The organism is Pontibaca methylaminivorans (assembly GCF_900156525.1).
GTDB classification, from domain to species: Bacteria; Pseudomonadota; Alphaproteobacteria; order Rhodobacterales; family Rhodobacteraceae; genus Pontibaca; species Pontibaca methylaminivorans.
This window is the reverse complement of the sequence record NZ_FTPS01000001.1, coordinates 1001859-1015626: the sequence shown is the minus strand read 5'-3', so window position 1 is coordinate 1015626 and position 13768 is coordinate 1001859. Positions and strand designations below refer to the sequence as shown.

The following is a 13768-nucleotide window of genomic DNA, read 5'->3' as shown; positions in this document are numbered from 1 at the left end:
CATTGTCAGGAACGCGCTCACGAATCCTTGACTTGTGTCAATGCCGCCATCCCCGGCCGCTGCCAAGGATCGGGCCCATGACACGCCGCAGCCTTTCCGGTCTTGCCCTCCTGTTCGCCGCCGCGCTGCTGGTGCTGGCGGCGCTGCCGCTCGCGGCGCGCGACCTGCGCTTCGTGGGCGGGGAAGAGGCCCGGCCCAACCCGCCGACCGTCGCCATTGCCGAGGCGCTGTTCGGCCCCGGCCCGATGCCGGTGCTCATGCGCGAGGAGGGGCCGGTGCCCGGCTGGTCGGTCGAGCGCGGCGGACAGCTTGTCGGCCATATCGCCTCGACCTGGGAGCTTTCGCGCTCCACCGGCTATTCCGGCCAGCCGCTCGACGTGCTGGTCGCGATCGACCCGCAGGCGCGCATCATCGGGGCGCGGCTCATGCAGCATTCGGAACCGATCCTGACGCTCGGAATTTCGGACAGCGACATCGCTCGCTACGTGGGAGGATTTTCCGATGTCGATCTGGCGGCAGGTTCCGCCGCCGAAGCGGATCTCCCCGATGTGATCTCGCGCGCGACGGTCTCGACCGGGGTGATTCGCGATTCGATCCTGCGCACCGCGCGCACGCTTGCCATGGGGCGCGGGCTGCTGGCGGGCGGGGGGATCGACCGGGTCGGCTATGAATCCGCCGACTGGCCCGAACTGCTGGCATCCGGGGCGATCCGGCGCGGCGAGGTCACGCTGTCGCAGGCGCGCGAACAGATGCCGGATGCGGTGCCGCCCATCCCCGAGGGCGATGCGCCCTTCGTCGAACTTTTCGCCGCGCTTGCCGATCCGCCGACCATCGGCCGCAATATCCTTGGCCAGCAGGAATATACCATCGCGGCCGGAGCGCTTGCCCCGGGCGAGGCGCTGTTGTTTGTCGGCTCGCGCGGACTGCAGTCGCATCGCGGGCTTGAATGGCGCAAAAGCGGTGTCTTCGAGCGCCTGACCCTGGTGCAGGAGGGTGAGCGCTTCCATTTTGCCGAATCGGGTTATACCCGGCTCGACCGGCTGGCCGCGCCGCAGGCGCCCGACCTCAAGGAGCGCAGCCTGTTCGTGATCGGCGCAGGCGAGGGCGGCGCGGCCTTCGATCCGACGCTTCCTTTCACGCTGGAACTGACCGCAACCCGCCCGACCGGGGACGGCGAACAGGGCCTGACCTTCCGCCTGCCTTACGAACTGCCGGAGGGTTTCATCCTCGCCCCGCCCGCCGAGGCCGAGCCGCTCTGGGTCCGGGCCTGGGAGCGCAAATGGTTCGCCGTCGCCACGGTGGCGGCGATGATGGGCACGCTCACCCTGATCCTGCTGGCGCAGGAATGGCTCGTGCGCCGGGCGCGCCTTTACATGGGGGTGCGGATCGCCTTCCTGTCGCTCACGCTGGTCTGGCTCGGCTGGCTGCTCAACGGACAGCTTTCGGTGGTGCAGGTGGTGGCCTTTGCCCATGCGCTGCTTACGGATTTCCGCTGGGAGACCTTTCTGATCGAGCCGGTGATCTTCACCCTCTGGTCGGGCGTGGCGCTTGGCCTGCTGTTCTGGGGGCGGGGCGTGTTCTGCGGCTGGCTTTGTCCCTTCGGGGCGTTGCAGGAACTGAGCAACCTTCTCGCCCGCCGTTTCGGACTGCGCCAGATCGCCCTGCCGGCGCCGCTGCATGAACGGCTCTGGATCATCAAATACACGCTTTTCGTGGCCATCCTTGCCCTGTCGTTCTATTCGATGAAGGACGCGCTCGTCCTGGCCGAGGCGGAGCCCTTCAAGACCGCGATTTCCATGCGTATGATACGCGCATGGCCGTTCGTTCTTTTCGTCCTGATCCTGGTCGGCGCCGGGCTGTTCATCGAACGGTTCTACTGCCGCTATCTCTGCCCGCTGGGGGCGGGGCTTGCGATTCCGGCCAAGCTCAAGATCTTCGACTGGCTGCGCCGCCGGCCGCAATGCGGGCGCGAATGCCGGCTGTGCGAGACCAGATGCCCGGTCGGTGCGATCGACCCGCTCGGGCGGATCAACCCGAACGAATGCGTGCTTTGCCTGCGCTGTCAGGTCATCATGCTTGACGACAACACCTGCCCCGTGCTGATCCGTCGCCGCCGCAGCCGCACCCCGCAGAAGCCGCCGGCAGCAGCACCTGCACCCCCCGGCGTGGCAGGTTGACGCCGCTCTGGAACCTGTTCGGCGCGGGTCATCGCGTGTTCTTCCTGGCCGCCGGCCTGTTCGGCACTTTCGCCATGCTGGTCTGGGAGCTGCATCTTGCGGAGGCGATGCTCGGGAGCGCCGCCTTCGGAAACGGGATCGCGCTGCCGCCGCTCTGGCACGGGCACGAGATGGTGTTCGGCTACGGGGTGGCCGCGCTGGGCGGTTATCTCCTGATGGCGCCGCCCCCTTTCGTGCGGGGCGCGCCGCAGGGGTTTCTTGCGCTTGCCTTCGCGCTCTGGCTGCTCGGGCGGATTTCGCTGTGGTTCTCGCCGCTGCTGTCGCCGGTTCTGGTGGCGGCTGCGGATCTTGCCTTTCTGCTGCTGCTGGCCGGGGTCATCATCGCCCGTGACATCCGTCGGCCCAAGGGCCAGAACCGGGTGTTCCTGGCCGCGATCGCCACGATCTGGATCGGGAATCTGCTGGTTCATCTTGAGTGGAACGGGGTGGCGATCACCGCCCTTGGCGGGCTGAGGCTCGGTATTCTCGGCCTCTGCGCGCTGATCGCGGTGCTGGGCGGGCGGCTCACGCCCGGTTTCACCCGCAACAGCATGAAACGCACGGGTGCCGGTGCCCGGCTCTGGCCGCGCAGCCCGGCCTGGATCGAACGCCCCGCGCTGTTTCTGGTCGCAGCCCTTCCGGCGGGGCAGCTTCTGTTTCTGCCTGATTCGGTGCTGGGGACGCTCGCGGTCGCGGCGGGGGTCGCGCATCTGCGGCTGTCCTGGTTCTGGCGTCCCCTCGCCAGCCGGCACGAGCCGATTCTCTGGGCGCTGCACATGGGTGTCACCATGCTCGGCGCGGGTTTCGTGCTCTGGGGGCTGGCGCTGCTCGGGCTGGGCGACGAGATCGCGGCGCTTCATGTCCTCGGGATCGGGGCGATCGGAGGCATGACGCTTGCGGTCATGAGCCGCACGATCCTGGGCCATGCCGGGCGCGAGCAGATCGCGCCTGCGCCGGTTGCTGCCGCCTACGGGCTGGTCGCGGGGGCGGCGATCCTGCGCTGGGCCGCGATGCTGCTGCCGCCCGCCGGGCAATGGGGCGCCATGCTGCTGTCCGGCGCCTGCTGGACCGTGGCCTTTGCCCTGTTCACGGTGTCGCTCGGGCCGGTGCTTGCGACCACCCGGCCGGAGCGGACGGTGCGAGGTGAAAATCCGCGCCAAAGGTGACGCGGCGGAAGAATATCCGTCCGGCCTCGGCGGCTTCCCTTGACTTTTGTTAAGGCAGGCGGAACGCTCATGACGCATTCACGATACTATCTGCAACGCAGCGCAAAGGAGAGCGCAATGCGCGAAGTCATGACAAAGAGCATGGCCCGGAACATCTTTTTCGGCGGCTCGTTGTTTTTCATCGTCATCTTCATCGGGCTGACCGCGCATACGCACAGCTATATGGTCAATACGTCCACCGACCACGAGGGGCTGACCGAAAGCGTCGTCCTCGGCAAGCATGTGTGGGAGCGCAACGCCTGCGTCAACTGTCACACGATCATGGGAGAGGGCGCCTATTACGCCCCGGAGCTCATGAACGTCATGGCCCGCTGGGGTATCGAGGACGATCCCGATGCCGCCTTCGAGGTTCTCAAGGGCTGGATGGAAGCCATGCCGACCGGCATCGAGGGGCGGCGCCAGATGCCCTATTTCGACCTGACGGACGAGGAATACCGCGGCCTTTCGGATTTCCTGCTGTGGGTCAACAGGACCGATGCCCAGGGCTGGCCGCCCAACGAGGCCGGCTGAGCCGGAGAGGATGACAGAGAGATGAAATACCAGACACAGAAAATCGCGCTTTCCTATTTCGGGGTCGCGCTGGCATTGTTCGCGGTGCAGGTCCTCATCGGGCTGCTGGCCGGCTGGGTCTATGTGATGCCCAACACGCTGTCCGAGCTTGCGCCGTTCAACATCATTCGCATGGTCCACACCAATGCGCTGATCATCTGGCTGCTGCTCGGGTTCTTCGGCGCCGCCTATTTCCTGATCCCCGAGGAGGCCGAGCGCGAGATCCATTCGCCCATGCTGGCCTATCTGCAGCTCATCATCTTCGTGGTGGGCACGCTCGGGGCGGTCGTGACCTATGTGTTCGACCTGTTCCACGGGCACTGGCTGCTTGGCATGCAGGGGCGCGAGTTCCTCGAACAGCCCACCTGGGTCAAGATCGGCATCGTGGTCGGGGCGCTCATATTCCTTTACAACATCACCATGACTGTGCTGCAGGGGCGCAAGACCGCGATCACCAACGTCTTGCTGATCGGACTCTGGGCGCTGGCGCTGCTGTTCCTGTTCGCCTTCTACAACCCGGCGAACCTGTCGCTGGACAAGCTTTACTGGTGGTATGTCGTGCACCTCTGGGTGGAGGGCGTCTGGGAACTGGTGATGGCCTCGATCCTCGCGTTCCTGATGCTCAAGCTCACCGGCGTCGACCGCGAGATCGTCGAGAAATGGCTTTACGTCATCATCGCCACCGCGCTGTTTTCGGGGCTTCTCGGCACCGGGCACCATTATTTCTGGATCGGTGCGCCGGGTTACTGGAAATGGGTCGGTTCGCTCTTTTCGGTGTTCGAGGTGGTGCCGTTCTTCGCCATGATGTCCTTTGCCTTCATCATGGTGTGGAAGGGACGGCGCGAGCATCCGAACCAGGCCGCGCTGCTGTGGAGCCTCGGCTGCACCGTGCTCGCCTTCTTCGGTGCCGGCGTCTGGGGCTTCATGCACACGCTGCACGGGGTGAACTATTATACCCACGGCACGCAGATCACCGCCGCGCACGGGCACCTGTCGTTCTTCGGCGCCTATGTCTGCCTGAACCTGGCGATGATCGCCTATGCGATGCCGCTCCTGCGCAACCGCGAGCCCTATAACCAGGTGCTCAGCATGGCGTCCTTCTGGCTGATGGCGGGGGGCATGGCCTTCATGACCTTTACCCTGACCTTCGCCGGCACGGTCCAAACCCACATGCAGCGGGTGATCGGCGACTACTACATGGATGTGCAGGATGCGCTCGGCGTGTTCTACTGGATGCGTTTCGGGTCCGGCGTCGCGGTGCTGCTCGGGGTGCTGATGTATCTCTATGCCGTGCTGCTTCCGCGGCGCGAGATCATCTCGCATGACGCATCGGTGGCCGCCGAATGAACCGCTCCGCCACGATAGCCAAGGAGGGGGCGGCAGCCGCCCCCTTCTACATCGAGCAGGGCGACGAGATCGCCCTGTTCGAGGCCGCCGCCGCCAATGACCTGCCGGTGCTGCTCAAGGGGCCGACCGGCTGCGGCAAGACACGGTTCGTCGCCCATATGGCGGCGCGGCTCGGCCGGCCGCTCTATACGGTGGCCTGCCATGACGACCTGACCGCGGCCGATCTGATCGGGCGCTACCTGCTCAAGGGCGGCGAGACGGTCTGGGTCGACGGCCCATTGACCCGCGCGGTGCGCGAAGGCGCGGTCTGCTATCTCGACGAGGTGGTCGAGGCCCGCAAGGACGTGACCGTCGTCCTGCACCCCTTGACCGACGACCGCCGGATCCTGCCGATCGACCGCACCGGAGAAGAGATCGAGGCGGCGCCGGGCTTCATGCTGGTGGCCTCTTACAACCCCGGTTACCAGAATATCCTGAAAACCCTGAAGCCATCGACCCGGCAGCGGTTCCTTGCGCTCGAATTCGACTTTCCGCCGCCCGAGGCCGAGGTCGAGATCGTCGCCCGCGAAAGCGGCCTCGATGCCGAGCGGGTCCGGCCGCTGGTGCGGCTTGGCGGCAAGCTGCGCGCGCTCAAGGGGCAGGATCTGGAAGAGGGTGTCTCGACCCGGCTCATCGTCTATGCGGCGACGCTGATCGCCCAGGGCATGAAGGTCGACCGCGCGGTCGAGGCGGCGATGATCGAACCGCTGACCGACGATGCGGATGTGAAACGCGGGCTCCTTGATCTTGTCACTGCCGTCTTCGGGTGAGGCACGGCATGGGCAGGATCGAATTCGAGCCATGGGAACCCGAGGAAACCGTCGGGAAACTCTGGCACGAATTTGCCAGCCGTCTCGGTGCGCCACAGGCGCATGAAGGGGCCAGCGTCGATCTCTCCGAGATCGCGGGGCGGCTGGCAGTGTTTTTCCGCGGTCTCGGCGGCGCCCACGCGGTCGAGATCCGCGGCACCGGCGGCGAAACCAGCCATCACCGCCTGTCCTGGCGCCGTCGGCTGGTGGCCGATGCCGAGACCCTGCCGCGCGCCAGTTTCGACGGCGAGGTGCTGCGCCTGCCGCAGAAGCTCGCCGTGTTTCCGACGCGCGAGGCGAATGGCGCGCTTTATCTCTGGCTGACGGCGGCGGCGGCCCACGCCCCGGCCGAAGACCCGGCGATCCTTGCCGAGCGCGACCCGCTGCGCGCCGATCTGGCCATGCTGCGCCGCGCGCAGGCGATGGTGGCGGCGACACTCGAATCCGCGCCCGGTCTTGCCGGGCTTTACGAGACGCTCTGCGCGGCGCTGCTGCATTTCCGCCGGACCGCCCGTCTTTCGGGACAGGAAGCGCTGGTCGAGCGGCTGGTGCGCCATGCGCTGGGCGATCCGGCGCCGCTTTCCGCGGCGGCCGAAGGGCTTGCCCGCGCCGACCTTGCGGCACTGGTCGCGCCGCGCGATTACCGCCCGTTCCTGCCGGTTCCGCTCTGGCCCGATCTGCGCGCGCTCACCTTCAGCGCACCCGATGCGGTCGAGAGCCGCGACACCGAGGGCCCGCCCGAAGAGAGCGGCGCCGAGGATGCCCGCATGGTGCGGGCCCGCCGCCGCAAGGCCGATCAGGCCGACCGCCGCGACAGCCTGATCCTCCATGTCTTCGAGGGAATGCTGAGCTGGGCCGAATTCCTGAACCTGAACCGCCGCATCGAGGATGACGAGGACGACAGCGCCCGCAAGGCGGTGGATGATCACGACGAGATCGGGCTTGGCCAGATCTCCAAGGCGCCGGCGACGCGGCTCAAGCTGCATCTCGACCTCGCGCCCGAGGACGTGGACCGCGAACGCCTCGCCGGGGTCAGCACCTATCCCGAATGGGACGCCCGTGCCGGGAGCTACCTCCCGGATCACGTGCGCGTGCTTTCCACCATGGTCGAGCCGGGCGAGGACATCCCCTCGTTCCGCGAGGATCCGGCGGCCCTGCGCCGCATCCGGCAGGTCAGGCGCCAGTTCGAGGCGCTTCGCCCGGGGCGCGTGATCGTTCCGGCCTGCCTTGACGGCGAGGAGCTCGACATGGAGGCGCTGGTGCGCGCGCAGGTCGATATCCGCGCCAACGGCAGCGCCAGCAACCGCATCTGGCGGCAGAGCCAGCCGCAGGCGCGCGATCTGGCGGTGTCGATCCTGCTCGACATATCACGCTCGACCGAAAGCGCGGTCACGGGGCGCGCGGTGATCGACATCGAACGCGAGGCGCTCGCGGCACTCGCCTGGGGGCTTGATGCCTGCGGCGACGATTTTGCGATCCATGCCTTTTCCTCGCTCAAGCGTGACCGCGTCTATATCCAGACCTGCAAGGATTACGGCGAGCCCATGACCAGCCTTGTCGAGGATCGCATCGGCGCCCTGCGCCCCGGGTTCTACACCAGGCTCGGCGCCGCGATCCGCCATGCTTCGGCCGGGCTCGCGCAGCAGGGCAAGAAGCGGCGCCTGCTGCTTGTCATCACCGATGGCAAGCCGAACGACCTTGACCATTACGAGGGCCGCCACGGGATCGAGGATACCGCCATGGCGGTGCGCGAGGCGCGCCGGATGGGTCACGCGGTGTTCGGGGTCACGATCGACCGCCATTCGAAAAGCTGGTTCCCCCGCTTGTTCGGGCGCGGCGCCTTTCAGGTCATCCCGCATCCGGACAAGCTGACCGTGGCGCTGCCGCAGATTTATCGCGAACTGGTGGGGGCATGAGCGACACGTCCGCCTTCGACGAACTTCCCGGTGAACTCCTGATGTGGGTTCTGATCGTGAGCGAACTGCTGGTGTTCGGCGCCGGGCTTGCGGTGTTCCTGTCGCTGCGCATCGGCGACCCGGAAGGATTTCTTGCGGCGCAGAACGAACTGAACCGCACCGCGGCTGCGGTGAACACGGCGGTGCTGGTCAGCAGCGGATTCCTTGCGGCGATGGCGCTCTGGTGGCGCGAGAACAGCCAGCGCCTGCGCGCCCGCCTCGCGCTGCTTGGCGCGGCGCTGCTCGGCGTCGTGTTCATGGCGATCAAGATCGCGGAATATGTCGAAAAGGCGCAGGCCGGGATCAACTGGGAAACCCACCCGTTCTTCACGTTCTATTACATGCTGACCGGGTTCCATGCGGCCCATGTGGCGGCGGGGATTCTGCTTCTGCTGCTCGTGGCCTGGCGCGACGACACCCGCAACATCGAGGCCGGCGCCATGTTCTGGCATATGGTCGATCTGGTCTGGGTGATCCTGTTCCCGGTGGTCTATCTGCTGCAATGAACGGTGCAAGGAAAGAGGGCGGGCGATGAGCGGAAAGAGCGCGATGAGCCAACCGGCGCTTCTGCTGCGGGCCTGGATCGTCCTGCTGGTGTTCAGCGCCGGCTCGACGCTGCTGTCGCTCCGGGGCATCGCGCCCGACTGGAAGGCCGCGGCCGGCGTCGCGATCCTTACCCTGGCCTGGCTCAAGGCGCGCATCATCCTGCAACGCTATCTCGGGCTGGCGCAGGCGCCGTTCTGGGCGCGCGGATTCAACATCGGGCTGGCCCTGTCCTGCCTGCTGTTCCTTGGGCTTTACCTTGTTCCGGTCATGCTCTGACCGGACGCAATCACACCCGGAAGCCGGCGGCGAGGTCTTCTGGCAGGTCGAATTCCGCAAGCACCCGGGCGCGGGCCGGTTCCGACATCTTGCGCGCGGTGCGTTCGACGATGGTGCGCAGCTTGTCCGGCGTCTGGGTCGTTGAAAACGGCGCGAAATAATGGCGCAGGAACACGAAACAGGCGGTATCTTCCAGCGCCTGCACATCGGGGTCGCGCTTGATCCCCTCCTTGCGCAGCATCCGCCCGGCCGCATGGATCGCGTCCTCGTCATAGTCATGGGCGCGCATGATCTCGCCCACCCGATTCGCGTGGTGCCGGGCAAGGTCGCGCCGCCATGTGAGGTAACCCGTGCGCCCTTCGGGATAATCGGCACGGGCAAGCACCCAGCGTTCTATATGCTGGCCGCGCGCTGCGATCCGCAGGGTTTCGCCGGCGCCGGGATAAAGCCGGGACAGTTCATCGCTCATGCGGAGCCCGTAAAGCCGCGCGGCCGGTTCGCCTTCTGAACGGTCCGGGTCGGCGGCATTGGCGGCGTCGATGGCCGCAAGCACGGCGTCGAGGCGGCTCACAGCGCGCGGTTCCAGGGTGCGGCCGAATCCTCTTCGGCGTAATCGCGCAGCCGCTCCACATCCTCGATCAGCGCGTGATTGCGGGCGATGCGCACGCCGGAGTTGCGCAGCCGGGCAAAGGCGCGCGACAGGCTTTCGGGCTTCATCCCGAGACGCCCGGCGATCAGCACCTTGTCATAGGGCAGGGTGACGACGCAGCTTCCGCTTGGCGCGCTGCAGAGGTCGAGCAGGAATTCCGCAACCCGCTGTGCGCCGGTCTGGGCCTTGATCTGTTCGATCTGCGACACGAGCGCATGCAGGTGCTGAAAGGTCGAAGCCACGATCGACACCGCCATTTCGGGGTTCTGCTTCATCATCGAGACGAATCCCGCCGAGGGGATCTGCAGCAGGGCGCAATCGGTGACCGCCTCGGCCGAGACGGGATATTCCATGTTCCGCAGCGCCACCGCCTCGCCAAAGCTCGAGCCGCGGGTGAACACGTTCACCACCGCTTCGTTCCCGTTCGAGGCGATCCGGTAAAGCTTGATCCAGCCGTCCAGGACGACGTGAATCGTCTGTGCGGTCTCGCTTTGCAGGAACAGGGTCTCGCCCCGCTCGGCGGTGCGGAACGCGGCCTGCCCGAGAAGTTCCTCGGTCAGTTCGGCCGGCAGGCTGCGCAGCAGCAGCGAGGAGCGCGCGATTTCCTGATATTGGGGCGACAACTGGGACATGAAGCAACCGTCTGTCTGTTCCGGGGCGTTTCTCCCCTGCCTATAGCGCGCCTGTCCGGGGCTTGCGAGAGGGAAGCGGAGTCCGTCACCCCGGCCCGTCCCCGCCGGCGAGCGATGGGCGGGCGGGCGACAGGGCGGCCACGCTTGCGCCTTCGTCAAGCACGTCGCCGGGCAGGGGCCGGTGCCGGATCAGCGCCGCCGCACTGCGGGCCAGGGCCGGGGCCGACTGGATGCCATAACCGCCCTGTCCGGCCAGCCAGAAGAACCCCTCCGAGTCGGGCGCATAGCCGGCGACCGGTTCGCCGTCGGTCACAAAGCTGCGCAGGCCGGCCCATTTATGTTCGATCCGGCGCAGATCCATGGCAAAGGCCGCCTGGAAACGGTCGATCGCGATGGCCACGTCCAGCTCTTCGGGCTGGGCGTCGCAGGGCGGGCACGGCGTTTCGTCGGCGGGAGAGATCAGCAGCTGCCCGGCCTCGGGCTTGGTATAGAACTGCTCTTCGGCGTCGATGATCATGGGCCAGCCGGAGACGTCGCAGCCGCGGGGCGGCTCGACCAGAACCGCCGTGCGGCGCCGGGGGGTGAGCCCGATCCGCCGCACACCGGCCAGGGCGGCCAGTTCATCGGCCCAGGCGCCCGCGGCATTCACGACGACCGGCGCCGAAAACGCGCCGCGCGGGGTGTCGGCCCGCCAGCGCCCGCTGTGGCGCGCAAGGCCGAGCACCCCGGCATTGCCGTGCAGGGTGCCCCCGGCGGCCCGAAAGCGGCGCAGATAGAACTGATGCAGCGCGTGAACGTCGATGTCGGCGGCCGATGCCTCGGCCAGCGCCGCGGCCACGTGGCCCGGGCGCAGCAGCGGCACCCGGGATTCAAGGTCCGCCACCGCCATGGGCGCGACCGCGGGGCCGAGGGCGCGCCGCAGCGCATCAAGCGCCCCGGTCTGGTCCGCGCGGGCGATATAGATCACGTCGCGGGGATGAAGGAACGGCGCCGGGGCCGCTCCGGGCCGCGGCTCGTGCAGCCAGGCGGAGGACGCCCGGCTCAGCGCCCGGATCAGCGGCGGCCCGTAAGTCTGGCTGTACAGCGCGGCGGAACGCCCGGTCGAATGATAGCCCGGCTGGCTTTCACGCTCGAGCAGGGCGACGCGCAGCCCGGCATCGGCAAGCTCGGCCGCGACCGAGGCCCCGGCCATGCCGGCGCCGACGACGATGATGTCGTGGTCTTCGGTGTCGGGGCTTTCCGTCATCCGTCCGGTCCTGCAGGGTGCCCGCCATACAGCCTGCATCCGCGCCGCCCCTCGTGCAACCGCTTCCTGCGGACGTTACGGGATGTTGACCATGACCGCATGCTCGCTTATTCATGCGCGGCATGCGGGCGTTGTGTAATGGTAAGACCTCAGCCTTCCAAGCTGATGATACGGGTTCGATTCCCGTCGCCCGCTCCAGCCGTTCCCGGTAGCAGGGCTTCTTTGGCGGTGACGGGCTTGCGGGTAACGGGACTGTGTGGTGCCGGCGGTGGTCCCATCCCCCCGCGTGGCAATGCGACGCTTGACCCCGCAGCGCTGCATTGCGAATAAGCGGCGTCAGGGCGACATCCCTGGCGGCAGCGAAGGACTTCAGCAGATGGCGAGCTTTCGACAAGAGGCCGATGTCATTGCGGCCGGCAACTCGAAGGAGCGGCCGACCTCGCGCCGGATGAGCAACTTCGTGGCGCTGTGGCCCTTCATGCGCCCCTATCGGTCGCTGATGATCCTTGCCACCCTGGCGCTGGTGCTGACAGCGGCGGTGTCGCTGGCGCTTCCGCTTGCCGTGCGCGAGGTGGTGGACAATTTCCGCACCGATGATGCCGCGCTGCTCAACCGTTATTTCCTTGTCGCGCTGGTGATCGCGGCGCTGCTGGCGATCGGGACCGGGCTTCGCTATGCGCTGGTCACGAAGCTCGGCGAGCGGGTGGTGGCCGATATCCGCAAGGCGGTGTTCGACCGCATGATCGGCATGAGCCCCGAATTCTTCGAAAAGATCATGACCGGGGAAGTGCTGAGCCGGATCACCACCGATACGACGCTGATCCAGTCGCTGCTGGGGTCCTCCATCTCGCTGGCGCTGCGCAACGCGCTGCTTTTCATCGGCGGCCTCGGGCTCATGCTGCTGACCTCGCCCAAGCTGACGGGGCTCGTGCTGCTGCTGGTGCCGGTGGTGATCGTGCCGATCCTGACCATGGGGCGCCGCCTGCGGGTGCTGAGCCGCGAGAACCAGGACTGGATCGCCACCTCGTCGGGCAATGCGTCCGAGGCGCTGATGGCGGCGCAGACGGTGCAGGCCTTCACCCACGAATCCGTCAGCCGCCGGAATTTCGGCACCATGACCGAGACCGCCTATGACGTGTCGCGCCGCCGCATCTTTACCCGCGCGGTGATGACGGTGATCGTGATCTTTCTCGTCTTTACGGGGATCGTCGGCATCCTCTGGATGGGGGCGAACGACGTGCGCGGCGGCAGCATGTCCGAAGGCGCGCTGGTCCAGTTCGTGATCTATGCGGTGCTGGTGGCCGGATCGGTCGGGACACTGTCCGAGATCTGGGGCGAATTGCAACGCGCTGCCGGGGCGACCGAACGCCTGGTCGAACTGCTGCAGGCCGAAGACACGGTGCGCGACCCGGCGCAGCCCGTGGCGCTGCCGCGCCCGGTGCGCGGCGAGATCGCCTTCCGCGACGTGGCCTTCCATTATCCGGCCCGCCCCGAAATCGCCGCGCTCGACGGGGTGAGCCTCGATATCCGTCCCGGCGAAACGGTGGCCTTTGTCGGGCCCTCGGGAGCCGGCAAGACCACGATCATCCAGCTTCTGCAGCGGTTCTATGATCCCGACCGGGGCGAGATCCTGCTGGACGGGGTGCCGCTCGGGCAGATGGCGCGGCGCGATTTCCGCTCCGAAATGGCGCTCGTGCCGCAGGATCCGGTGATCTTCGGCGCCAGCGCGCGCGACAATATCCGCTTCGGCCGGCCGGACGCGTCGGATGCCGAGGTCGAGGCGGCCGCGCGCGCCGCCGCTGCCCATGACTTCATCATGGCCCTGCCGCAGGGCTATGACAGCTACGTCGGCGAACGCGGCGTGATGCTTTCCGGCGGGCAGAAACAGCGAATCGCCATCGCCCGCGCGATCCTGCGCAATGCGCCGGTGCTGCTGCTTGACGAGGCGACGAGCGCGCTTGACGCCGAAAGCGAACGCGCCGTGCAGCAGGCGGTGGACCGGCTGAGTTCGGACCGCACCACGCTGATCGTCGCGCACCGCCTTGCCACCGTGAAGAAGGCCGACCGCATCGTCGTGCTCGAAAACGGGCGCATCATCGCGACCGGCACGCATGAGGATCTGGTCGCGCAGGGCGGGCTTTATGCGCGTCTGGCCCGGCTTCAGTTCACGGATGGCATCGCCGCCGAATAACCATCTGTCCTGTCTGCGAAAACGCTCAGGCCGCTTGCGCGCACCGGCATTTCTGCCCATTCTCTGACGCAAGGTAAGGGAGCGGCC

Annotated in this window: 12 protein-coding genes and 1 tRNA gene; 10 read left to right on the top strand and 3 right to left on the bottom strand. The window is 67.2% G+C overall.

Going from position 1 to position 13768, the window contains the following annotated elements; translation table 11 throughout:
• Positions 1 to 77 precede the first annotated feature (77 nt).
• The 8 genes from B0B01_RS04935 to B0B01_RS04900 all read left to right on the top strand — a co-directional run bounded on the left by B0B01_RS04935 (position 78) and on the right by B0B01_RS04900 (position 8963).
• A complete protein-coding gene (locus B0B01_RS04935) occupies positions 78 to 2177 on the top strand; it encodes a NosR/NirI family protein (RefSeq protein WP_076648221.1) in 2100 nt (699 codons plus the stop codon).
• Positions 2174 to 3382: an NnrS family protein gene (locus B0B01_RS04930; RefSeq protein WP_076648218.1), complete on the top strand. Its 1209-nt coding sequence runs from the start codon at positions 2174 to 2176 to the stop codon at positions 3380 to 3382. The genes B0B01_RS04935 and B0B01_RS04930 overlap by 4 nt, the downstream gene beginning before the upstream one ends.
• Before the next feature lie 117 nt (positions 3383 to 3499).
• The gene (locus tag B0B01_RS04925) at positions 3500 to 3952 is read left to right on the top strand and encodes a c-type cytochrome (RefSeq protein WP_076648215.1); all 453 of its coding nucleotides are present in this window, start codon (positions 3500 to 3502) and stop codon (positions 3950 to 3952) included.
• A 21-nt stretch (positions 3953 to 3973) separates the two neighbouring features.
• Positions 3974 to 5338 carry a cbb3-type cytochrome c oxidase subunit I gene (locus B0B01_RS04920; protein WP_076648211.1) on the top strand — a complete coding sequence of 455 codons (1365 nt, stop codon included), beginning with the start codon at positions 3974 to 3976 and terminating at the stop codon, positions 5336 to 5338.
• Positions 5335 to 6147 (top strand): CbbQ/NirQ/NorQ/GpvN family protein, encoded by an 813-nt coding sequence (locus tag B0B01_RS04915; RefSeq protein WP_076648207.1) that lies wholly within the window; start codon positions 5335 to 5337, stop codon positions 6145 to 6147. The genes B0B01_RS04920 and B0B01_RS04915 overlap by 4 nt, the downstream gene beginning before the upstream one ends.
• 8 nt (positions 6148 to 6155) lie before the next feature.
• Positions 6156 to 8102, top strand: a complete 1947-nt coding sequence (locus B0B01_RS04910; protein ID WP_076648204.1) for a nitric oxide reductase activation protein NorD — start codon at positions 6156 to 6158, stop codon at positions 8100 to 8102.
• On the top strand, positions 8099 to 8647 hold the full coding sequence (locus tag B0B01_RS04905) for a cytochrome c oxidase subunit 3 (protein ID WP_076648201.1): 549 nt from the start codon (positions 8099 to 8101) through the stop codon (positions 8645 to 8647). Before B0B01_RS04910 ends, B0B01_RS04905 begins: the two co-directional genes overlap by 4 nt.
• Before the next feature lie 25 nt (positions 8648 to 8672).
• Positions 8673 to 8963, top strand: a complete 291-nt coding sequence (locus tag B0B01_RS04900) for a hypothetical protein (RefSeq protein WP_076648198.1) — start codon at positions 8673 to 8675, stop codon at positions 8961 to 8963.
• Between the two features lie 10 nt (positions 8964 to 8973).
• Here the strand turns inward: B0B01_RS04900 and B0B01_RS04895 are convergent, their stop codons facing one another.
• From B0B01_RS04895 to B0B01_RS04885, 3 genes are all read right to left on the bottom strand, one after another.
• Positions 8974 to 9534, bottom strand: coding sequence for a DUF4202 domain-containing protein (locus tag B0B01_RS04895; RefSeq protein WP_076648195.1), 561 nt, complete (start codon positions 9532 to 9534; stop codon positions 8974 to 8976).
• Entirely contained in the window at positions 9531 to 10244 is a 714-nt protein-coding gene (locus B0B01_RS04890; RefSeq protein ID WP_076648192.1) for a Crp/Fnr family transcriptional regulator, read from the bottom strand. The genes B0B01_RS04895 and B0B01_RS04890 overlap by 4 nt, the downstream gene beginning before the upstream one ends.
• An 85-nt stretch (positions 10245 to 10329) precedes the next feature.
• Entirely contained in the window at positions 10330 to 11490 is a 1161-nt protein-coding gene (locus B0B01_RS04885; RefSeq protein WP_076648189.1) for an NAD(P)/FAD-dependent oxidoreductase, read from the bottom strand.
• A gap of 124 nt (positions 11491 to 11614) precedes the next feature.
• On the opposite strand from B0B01_RS04885, the gene B0B01_RS04880 reads away from it, so the two are divergent.
• Positions 11615 to 11688, top strand: a tRNA-Gly gene (locus tag B0B01_RS04880).
• A 178-nt stretch (positions 11689 to 11866) separates the two neighbouring features.
• Positions 11867 to 13681, top strand: coding sequence for an ABC transporter transmembrane domain-containing protein (locus B0B01_RS04875; RefSeq protein WP_076648186.1), 1815 nt, complete (start codon positions 11867 to 11869; stop codon positions 13679 to 13681).
• Positions 13682 to 13768 lie beyond the last annotated feature (87 nt).

What these genes read in the sequence shown, in the direction of transcription:
- B0B01_RS04900 (WP_076648198.1), top strand. Translation starts at nt 8,673, where the DNA reads ATGAGCGGAAAGAGCGCGATGAGCCAACCGGCGCTTCTGCTGCGGGCC.
- B0B01_RS04885 (WP_076648189.1), bottom strand. Translation starts at nt 11,490, where the DNA reads ATGACGGAAAGCCCCGACACCGAAGACCACGACATCATCGTCGTCGGC.
- B0B01_RS04935 (WP_076648221.1), top strand. Translation starts at nt 78, where the DNA reads ATGACACGCCGCAGCCTTTCCGGTCTTGCCCTCCTGTTCGCCGCCGCG.
- B0B01_RS04890 (WP_076648192.1), bottom strand. Translation starts at nt 10,244, where the DNA reads ATGTCCCAGTTGTCGCCCCAATATCAGGAAATCGCGCGCTCCTCGCTG.
- B0B01_RS04920 (WP_076648211.1), top strand. Translation starts at nt 3,974, where the DNA reads ATGAAATACCAGACACAGAAAATCGCGCTTTCCTATTTCGGGGTCGCG.
- B0B01_RS04915 (WP_076648207.1), top strand. Translation starts at nt 5,335, where the DNA reads ATGAACCGCTCCGCCACGATAGCCAAGGAGGGGGCGGCAGCCGCCCCC.
- B0B01_RS04905 (WP_076648201.1), top strand. Translation starts at nt 8,099, where the DNA reads ATGAGCGACACGTCCGCCTTCGACGAACTTCCCGGTGAACTCCTGATG.
- B0B01_RS04910 (WP_076648204.1), top strand. Translation starts at nt 6,156, where the DNA reads ATGGGCAGGATCGAATTCGAGCCATGGGAACCCGAGGAAACCGTCGGG.
- B0B01_RS04875 (WP_076648186.1), top strand. Translation starts at nt 11,867, where the DNA reads ATGGCGAGCTTTCGACAAGAGGCCGATGTCATTGCGGCCGGCAACTCG.
- B0B01_RS04925 (WP_076648215.1), top strand. Translation starts at nt 3,500, where the DNA reads ATGCGCGAAGTCATGACAAAGAGCATGGCCCGGAACATCTTTTTCGGC.